Source organism: Microcoleus sp. B7-D4 (genome assembly GCF_036705125.1).
Lineage (GTDB): Bacteria > Cyanobacteriota > Cyanobacteriia > Cyanobacteriales > Microcoleaceae > Microcoleus.
The window spans coordinates 79,351-85,661 of record NZ_JAUBTT010000020.1; the positions used below are offsets into that span (position 1 = coordinate 79,351).

Here is a 6,311-nt window from a genome sequence, read left to right on the forward strand (position 1 = left end):
GTGTGTCTCATGTCCTGTTTCACTTCGGGCAAGGGAGTTTAACCCTGACTGTTTCAGTTTACCATACTGTCCCGTTTTGTCCAAAGCTTTTTAAGGAAGTTTTTTGAATTTAAAAGATTGGATTTTGGGTTCATGACTGAGGTAAAGAGAACAGGCAGGATAAATCCTGCAACGCCCTTTCATCCCCGGACTGAAGTCACGGGGTTTTCAGGGTATTCCTTATAAATTACGGTTTCAACTACTTACTTTTTAGGAACAAGAGCCTCATTAGCGGTTACGGGAGGGGGAGACGAAGCGGTAGTTCGCAAAAGTGCGATCGCCTGCGCGTAGCAAGGATCATCCTTAGTCGCAACCAACATCGGTTTGTTAGCTAATTTCAGCTTTTGTTCGTCTGTGACTTCGACTTTGACATCGGGAGTAACCCCCTTCTGGCTGATATCCGTACCGTTGGGAGTATAGTAGTGAGCGATCGTCACCGCCAATCCCGAACCGTCAGCCAAAGAATGCACCGACTGCACCAAAGCTTTGCCAAAAGTTTGGCCGCCCATCACAGTTGCGCGCTTGTTGTCCTTCAGAGCACCGGCCAAAATTTCGCTGGCGCTGGCCGAGTTATCGTCCACGAGCACCACCAAAGGCTTGTCAGTGAGCGCAGTGCGATTTGCCTTCATTTCCTGAGAATCGCCCGCGCGATCGACTGTGCGGACGATCGCCCCTGTATCCATCCACATCCGAGCGATATCAATGCTCACTCGCAGCAACCCGCCGGGATTCCCCCGCAAATCCAAAACAAAAGCGTCAGCTTTCTGAGCCGAGAGCTTTTTAATCGCCACCTCCATTTGTTCGCCCGCGTGGGAGCTAAACTCTTGTAAACGGATGTAACCCACATTCTTACCGCCTTCATTCTTGAGGCTGTAGCGAACCGCGGCTACCTCAATTCTCGCCCTAGTCAGAGTGATGTCAAATTCGCTTTTGCCCTCACGAGCAATCCGCAGCGTGACTTTCGTACCTTCGTCGCCCCGAATTACCTGAGCCGCATCCGAGACAGTCATGCCTTTGGTAGTTTTGCCGTCAATCACCAAAATCGTATCGCCCGCTAGAATCCCTGCCTTCAGGGCCGGGGAATTTTCCATCGGCTCGACTACCCTAATCGCTTTCGTTTTCTCGTCTTCTTCCAGCCTCATCCCCACCCCTGTCAGTTCCCCAGAGGTTTGATTCGTCAGCGCTTCGTACTGCTTCGGGTCCATGAAGCGCGTGTACTGGTCGTTTAATTTCTCTAGCGCTTTGCGGAGAGCGGTGTAGGCAGCTTCGCGAGAGGTATAGTTTTTGCTCAACAGTTCTTGGCGGGTCAATTGCCAGTCAGTCTTGTTAAAGCTGCCATCAACATACTCTCGGTTGACAATTTGCCAAGCTTCGTCTAATACAGCTTTGGGGCTATCTTGAAGCTCAGCGCGGACTGATTGACTCAGGCCGGGAACGAGCAAAGATATCGAAGCGGTTGTTGCCATCGCCCCACTGAACAGGGCTGCCTGTAACTTTGAAAAGCGTTTGCGGGCTTGATTCATTGAATTTGGCTCAATTCGATTTTAGATTTTTGATTTGAGATTTTATATTGCTAAAAAATCTCACACTACTACTTAAACTATTGTGTGGAGGCTCCACCATCCCTTTGGACAGTTTAACGAGATTCTTAGTCGATCGCCAACCAATTATTACTCTCTTTCAATAAACTTAATTTAAAACTTGGATTTATAAAGTGCCGTGGAAGCTAAAATCGAACAATTTTCGCGTAAGTGGTTGAGCCTGCTCGTTAATGGAGTTATCGGTCTAGCAGCGCTGGCGGGGGTCGTCGCCATGCAGTCTAGCGGGCAGTTGGGCGGAATGTCCCCAGTTGGCGTTCAGGGGCAAAAGTCGCCCTCTGCAATGTCGGCTGCCAGTTTCAAGCAAGCCGCACAGCAAGAAGCGCAGCAAGAAGCCCTGCGGCTAAAAATGCTCAAAACTATCCCTAGTTTTGGGTTTGACAATTTAATTGCAGATTGGACATTTATCAAATTTTTGCAGTATTTTGGCGACGACGAAGCGCGAGATGTAACGGGCTACAATCTGAGCCAAGATTATTTTGACATAGTTACGCAACGCGACCCGCGGTGGGCTGACATCTACCTGTTTCTTTCCACAGCTATTTCTTTTTATCAGGGAAAGCCTGAAACTGCTGTTCAGTTTATAGAGCGCGGTACTAGCGCTCTTTCCCTTTCGCCACAAATTCATTCCCAATCGTGGATAGTGTGGCGCACTAAAGGTATTGATGAGTTGCTGCTGTTGGGGGATATTCCCGAGTCAATTCACTCTCACGAAATGGCCGCTGATTGGGTGGAAAAAAACCCGTCAGGGGCTTCATTGGCGCAGATGTTTCGAGCCACTGCTGAGTATTTGCGCCGAGATCCCGATAGCGTGCCGGTGCGGTTTAATGCTTGGAGCACGGTTTATGCTCAAACAACTGATAAGTTGGTGCGTCAAAGGGCGAGACAAGCTCTTGTCAAGTTGGGAGCTCAGGTGCAAAAAGATAAGGATGGAAACGAGAGTTTTATTTTGCCGCCTCGAAAGTAAGCAGAAGGAAGAAGGAAGTTCGGCAACGGATTGTGTAACGGATGTAACGGATGTAACGGATATCAGGAAGAAGGAAGAAGGGAAATGCAGTCGCAGTAATAGTTTCAGATATCAAGAATGTCCTAAATGTCAAGGCCGTTGACTGTAATTCCCCAATCTAAAATCTAAAATCTAAAATCTAAAATCAGCTTGAGTTAGTTCGCGCCATTCACCGGGTTTTAGACCTTCCAGACGCAAATGCCCGATCGCACATCTGACCAGCCGCAGCGTCGGAAACCCTACTGCTGCGGTCATCCTGCGGACTTGGCGGTTGCGGCCTTCTGTGAGAGTCATTTCCAGCCAAGCTGTCGGCACGTTTTTGCGAAATCTAATCGGCGGTTCGCGGGGCGGCAAAGCGGGTTCTTCTAACAATAATTGCACTTTTGCCGATCGAGTCCGATAATCTTGAATTGTGACACCTGTCTGCAAAGCAGCGATCGCACTTGCATCAGGAATTCGTTCCACTTGCACCCAGTAAGTGCGGGGATGAGCGAATTTCGGGTCACTGAGGCGGTGCTGAAGGGGCCCATCATCGGTTAGCAGCAACAAACCTTCACTATCGCGATCGAGCCTTCCTACTGCATAAATGTTAGGAATAGGAATATAGTCTTTGAGAGTGCTGCGTTTAGTCTCACTGGAGTTGTCAGTGAATTGAGTTAAAACATCATAAGGTTTGTAAAATAGAATGTAACGATAGGGCATAAGCAATTAACAAAAATGTACTAATATCAATAATCCTGTAGGGGCGGGTTTCACCAACAATAATTGGCTAAAACTCACAATCTCAAAAACCCGCCCCCACCCAACGTCAAACCACTTTCTATCTCTCCTCTGCGCCCTCTGCGCCCTCTGCGGTTCATAAAAAAATAAATCTTGTTAACCAAAGATTCAAACCTGCTCAAAAATCTTCAGCCTTTAAGAGCCTCGCAAATCTCAACTACCCAATTTTACCATGCCCGAAGCCACACACCGCGTTTGCATCGTCTTAGGAACTCGCCCGGAAGCGATTAAACTAGCCCCAGTAATTCAACTCTTCAAAAGTTCGCCCACCTTTGACACCCAAGTAATTTTAACCGGTCAGCACCGAGAAATGGTCGAGCAAGTAATGCAAATGTTCGATCTAAAAGCCGATCGGGATTTAGCAATTATGCAGCACCAGCAAACCTTGACGGATATTACTTCCCGGAGTTTGCAGGGTTTGGAAGCCTTGTTTAAAGAATTGCAGCCCGAAATCGTGTTAGTTCAGGGCGATACAACGACTGCGTTTGCCGCTACTTTGGCTGCTTTTTACCAGAAAATACCCGTAGGTCACGTAGAAGCCGGATTGCGGACAGACGACGTATTCAATCCTTACCCCGAAGAGGCTAACCGACGGTTGATATCTCAACTCACACGCCTGCATTTTGCCCCGACAGCGCTGGCCCAAGAGAATTTAGGGCGATCGGGCGTTTTGGGAGAAATTCACCGTACAGGCAACACAGTAATCGATGCCTTGCTTTCTGTCGCCAAACGCCAACCAGAATGCAACATTCCTAACTTAGATTGGAGCAAATATCGCACTATCTTAGCAACAGTTCACCGCCGCGAAAATTGGGGAGAACCCTTAGCAGGAATTGCTCACGCATTTCTCCAAATCTTAGATAAGTTTCCCGATACAGCCTTGCTCTTACCTCTACACCGAAATCCGACAGTCAGAGAACCTTTAAAAGCTCTTTTAGGCGACCATCCGAGAGTCTTTTTAACCGAACCTTTAGATTACGCAGAATTAGTAGGAGCAATTCAGAGATGTCATTTAATCCTCACAGATTCCGGTGGATTGCAAGAGGAAGCACCTAGTTTGGGCAAGCCCGTTTTAGTATTACGAGAAACCACAGAAAGACCAGAGGCAATTTCTGCGGGTACAGCTAAACTCGTTGGTACTAATTCTGATATAATTACAGCAGCAGCGGCAGAGTTGCTGAGCAATTCCGAAGCATACAACGCAATGGCAATGGCAATTAATCCCTTTGGTGACGGTTTGGCGGCTTCGCGGATTTTGAAAATTGTTGAAGAGTATTTTAGTTAACTACCTCTCGATTATTCGGCGGTTGAAACGGCAATTAAACAAACTTTCGTCCCCGCAGAGGGGGACTAATTGCTGTTAAAAAAAGTCGGTTTCTGCCTCCATTCCCGAATTACCAATCCCCACCGCCACCCCCACTACTAGAGTCGCTACTACTGCTACTGCTGTAGTCGCTACTGCTGCTAATGCTGTAGTCGCTACTGCTACTGCTACTGCTGCTGTAGTCGCCGCCTCCGCAATAATCGCTACTGCTGCTGTAATCGCTACCCCCACCGCCAGCGTTGGAGTCGCCACCGCCAAAGCTACTGCTAATGCTGTAATCGCCACCGGCACCGCCACCGCTGGAGTCGCCACCGCCAAAGCTACCCCCGCAGTCGCTGTTGCTAATGCTGTAGTCGCTGCTATTACTGGTGTAGTAGCCACCGCAATCATCGTTGCTACTGTTACTGCTGTAGTCGCTACTGGTACAGTAATCAATACTGTTACTGCTGTAGTCGCCACCCCCACCGTAATAGTTGTGGCTGTTACTGCTGTAATTGCGATTGTTACTGCTGTAATTGGGACTGTTACTGCCGTGGTTGCGATTGTTACTGCTGTAATTGCGCGGATAACGGCGGTGGCGGTAACGAGATATCCGAGAAAATAAGCTGCGAAATATCCTGAAGATAATGAAGCAAGGTATAAACGCTATGAATGCTATCAATAACAACCCAAGTAAGCCATAGATTAAATTCGATGAATCTTCACTGGTGGATGTACTATTGCTAATAACTGGGGATTGACTTGGTATTGGTGACGGTTTCACCCCTTGATATGGTACGATTGGAGCCAAAGGCAGCGTGGTTTGAGATTGAGCATTTACCGTCGGAGTTTGTAAAACATTTACTAACGCCTTTGTCCCGGCTAATGTGCCCCCGTCAAAGTCCTGCTGTTTAAATCTGGGCGTAATTTCGGTTTCAATAATACCCACTGCTTTAGCATCCGGCAAAATGCTTTGAATGCCAGAACCTGTTTCAATTTGAACGCGGCGTTCCCCCACAGAAATCAACAATAAAACTCCGTTACTTTTACCTTTTTTGCCAATCCCCCAAAAGTTAAATAATTCTGTAGCAAATGCTTTTGGGGTCGCAGATGGTTTAGTATCTGGCACTGTCACAACAGCGATTTCTGAACCATTTTTCGCCTCTAAATCCGAAATCATTTGATTTAGCTGAGTTTCGGTGCTGTCGCTGAGAATGTTTGCCTTATCCGTTACCCAAGTGTTATTTACTTGACGGGGATTCGGTACTTCTTGTACTGTTATAGCTTGGCTTGTTAGGGGAAATGCAATTGCCGAAAAGCATAGCAAACTGGTCCAGATTATTTGTTTATTGCTAAATTGTAACTGCATCGCTTCAGTCTCCTGAATAACTGCTAGTCTGAAATTGACATATATCTGTCCGCCTAATTACAATTAAATAACCAGCTTACTGTCACGTCAATTCATATTATTCAGAAATTGGATTCATAAAAATCATAATTTTAGGTGCGCCATAAGGAATGAGAATTAAATAACTTCCACAAGATTGTGGGATGGGCGTCCCGCCCGTCCAAAAAGGACGGGCGG

The 6,311-nt window shown here is 47.2% G+C and carries 6 protein-coding genes; 3 read left to right on the top strand and 3 right to left on the bottom strand.

The window, feature by feature from the left end:
* Positions 1-242 precede the first annotated feature (242 nt).
* Entirely contained in the window at positions 243-1,562 is a 1,320-nt protein-coding gene (gene ctpB / locus QUB12_RS10775) for a carboxyl-terminal processing protease CtpB (protein WP_333146750.1), read from the bottom strand.
* Positions 1,563-1,758: 196 nt separating this feature from the next.
* On the opposite strand from ctpB, the gene QUB12_RS10780 reads away from it, so the two are divergent.
* Both QUB12_RS10780 and QUB12_RS10785 read left to right on the top strand, forming a co-directional pair.
* Positions 1,759-2,604, top strand: coding sequence for a hypothetical protein (locus tag QUB12_RS10780; protein ID WP_333146748.1), 846 nt, complete (start codon positions 1,759-1,761; stop codon positions 2,602-2,604).
* Positions 2,567-2,746 carry a hypothetical protein gene (locus QUB12_RS10785; protein ID WP_333146755.1) on the top strand — a complete coding sequence of 60 codons (180 nt, stop codon included), beginning with the start codon at positions 2,567-2,569 and terminating at the stop codon, positions 2,744-2,746. The genes QUB12_RS10780 and QUB12_RS10785 overlap by 38 nt, the downstream gene beginning before the upstream one ends.
* A gap of 29 nt (positions 2,747-2,775) precedes the next feature.
* Here the strand turns inward: QUB12_RS10785 and QUB12_RS10790 are convergent, their stop codons facing one another.
* Positions 2,776-3,345 carry an rRNA large subunit pseudouridine synthase E gene (locus tag QUB12_RS10790; protein ID WP_333146746.1) on the bottom strand — a complete coding sequence of 190 codons (570 nt, stop codon included), beginning with the start codon at positions 3,343-3,345 and terminating at the stop codon, positions 2,776-2,778.
* 250 nt (positions 3,346-3,595) lie between these two features.
* Here QUB12_RS10790 and wecB point away from each other — a divergent pair, with 250 nt between their 5' ends.
* Complete coding sequence (wecB, locus tag QUB12_RS10795) at positions 3,596-4,708, top strand: non-hydrolyzing UDP-N-acetylglucosamine 2-epimerase (RefSeq protein WP_333146744.1); 1,113 nt, start codon at positions 3,596-3,598, stop codon at positions 4,706-4,708.
* Positions 4,709-4,817: 109 nt separating this feature from the next.
* Here the strand turns inward: wecB and QUB12_RS10800 are convergent, their stop codons facing one another.
* On the bottom strand, positions 4,818-6,095 hold the full coding sequence (locus QUB12_RS10800; protein ID WP_333146743.1) for a TPM domain-containing protein: 1,278 nt from the start codon (positions 6,093-6,095) through the stop codon (positions 4,818-4,820).
* Between the last annotated feature and the right edge of the window lie 216 nt (positions 6,096-6,311).